The 1,793-nt window shown below is 66.5% G+C and carries 2 protein-coding genes and 1 pseudogene; 2 read left to right on the top strand and 1 reads right to left on the bottom strand.

The window, feature by feature from the left end:
- Nucleotides 1–207, bottom strand: a pseudogene (locus tag ACOJSF_RS01250) (hypothetical protein); the annotation flags it as partial.
- Nucleotides 208–368: 161 nt separating this feature from the next.
- On the opposite strand from ACOJSF_RS01250, the gene ACOJSF_RS01245 reads away from it, so the two are divergent.
- Nucleotides 369–1,313 carry a L,D-transpeptidase family protein gene (locus ACOJSF_RS01245; RefSeq protein ID WP_420140426.1) on the top strand — a complete coding sequence of 315 codons (945 nt, stop codon included), beginning with the start codon at nucleotides 369–371 and terminating at the stop codon, nucleotides 1,311–1,313.
- Nucleotides 1,310–1,793, top strand: a 484-nt coding sequence (locus ACOJSF_RS01240) for a M23 family metallopeptidase (protein WP_420140425.1), incomplete at its 3' end; no start/stop codon positions are given. The genes ACOJSF_RS01245 and ACOJSF_RS01240, both read left to right, overlap by 4 nt.

Genomic DNA, 1,793 nt, shown 5'->3' with positions numbered 1-1,793 from the left:
GTCGCGCAGCGCATGAGTCAGCTCCGCCAGGCCCTGCGCGTCCCAGCCGTTCGCTCCGAAGAAGCGCGCGTCGAATGTCTCGTTCGTGTGAATGTTGCGGATGGCGAGGCGTTGTTCGGGCAGCGCGGCGAACGCGCCCTTTCCGACAAACATCGCCGCGCCCGTGGCCAGCGCGCCGCCCAGCAGCCGCCGGCGGCCCAGTTCCATGTTCAACATCAATAACGGTCCCGCTCTGCGGAAAGAAAGCCGCAAAACGGCGTTCCACCTGAGTGCCCAATTGCCAAGATAGGAGTTTAGCACGCGTGGTTAAACTAAAGGTTGCCGGTGTTTGCCTCGCGATTGCAACGGCTTGTCTTGGAAATGCGGGAATGGCGGCCGCGCCGACGGAGAGCTCGGCACCCGATCTGGGAACGCTGCAGGTTCAGGTGCTGCTCGACCGGCTGGGCTTCGGACCCGGGATCATCGACGGCCGGCGCGGCAGTTCGCTGGTCAAGGCACTCAAGGGCTTCCAGGAGGCGCGCGGACTGCGCGTGACGGGCGAAATAAATCGCGCCACGCTCGAAGCGCTGCGCCCGGACATGGTCACGCCGGGCGTGGTCGGCGTGGCGTTGAGCCGCTGGGCGTTGGCGGGGCCGTTCGTCGGACCGCTTCCGAGCGATCCCGCCGCGCAGGCGAAGTTGGCGACGATGGGTTATTCGGACGTGATGGAAAAGCTCGCCGAGCGGTTCCATACCTCCAAGGCAATCTTGGTCGCGCTGAACAGCCCGCAGACCCGCCTTCGCGTCGGCACCGTGATCAACGTCCCCAACGTCCTGCCGGCCGAGATTGCCTATCCCGACAGCCTGAAGCCCGAATGGCGCGACTCGCTCCGGCAGTTGAGCGTCTCTTCGTCGCAGCCGCGTGCCGAGCGGGTAGTGGTCGACAAGTCCGACGGGGTGCTGCGCGTCTACGGCAAGGACGATAAGCTGGTCGCGCAGTTTCCCGCGACGATGGGCAGCGAGCATGATCCGCTGCCGATCGGCCGCTGGAAGATTCAGGGCACGGCCTATCTGCCGCCCTTCCACTACAACCCCGATCTGTTCTGGGACGCCGACAGCAAGGACGACAAGCAATTGCTGAAGTCGGGTCCGAACGGACCGGTCGGCGTGGTGTGGATGGACCTCGACAAGCCGCATTACGGCATTCACGGCACCTCGCACCCCGAGACGATCGGGCGGGCGGAAAGCCATGGCTGCATTCGCCTGTCCAACTGGGATGCGGCGCGCCTCGCAATGATGGTGCGCCCGGGAACGCCCGCGGTGTTCCAGCCGTGACCCGGCTCGGCTGGTGGCTGCTGGCCGGCTTCGCGGCGGTCATTGCGATTTTCGTCCTGCTACTGCGGCAGGGGGGCGGGCCCGTTTCCACCACGACCACGCTATCCGTCGTCTCGGCCGATGCGGGCGCCACGCTCGCCATCCCGGTCGCTGGCGTCGCGGCCGACGCGCTGACCGACAGCTGGGGGCAGGAACGGGGTGGCGGCAGCCGCGATCATCGCGCGATCGACATCATGGCGCCGCAGGGCACGCCAGTGCTCGCAGCGACGGCGGGTACGGTCGAGAAATTGTTCGACAGCAAGGATGGCGGGCGCACCGTCTACATCCGTCGCGACGATCCCGCCTGGCAGGATTATTATGCGCATCTCGATAGTTACGCGCCTGACCTCGCCGAAGGAATGAAGGTCGAGCGCGGGCAGGTGATCGGCGCGGTGGGCTCGACCGGCTCGGCGAGCGAGGCCGCCCCGCACCTTCATTACG

This window comes from Sphingomonas sp., from assembly GCF_048594985.1.
Lineage (GTDB): Bacteria > Pseudomonadota > Alphaproteobacteria > Sphingomonadales > Sphingomonadaceae > Sphingomonas_I.
The sequence above is the reverse complement of the archived record's forward strand: the minus strand, read 5'-3'. Positions and strand labels throughout refer to the sequence as shown.

What these genes read in the sequence shown, in the direction of transcription:
- ACOJSF_RS01245 (WP_420140426.1), top strand. Translation starts at nt 369, where the DNA reads ATGGCGGCCGCGCCGACGGAGAGCTCGGCACCCGATCTGGGAACGCTG.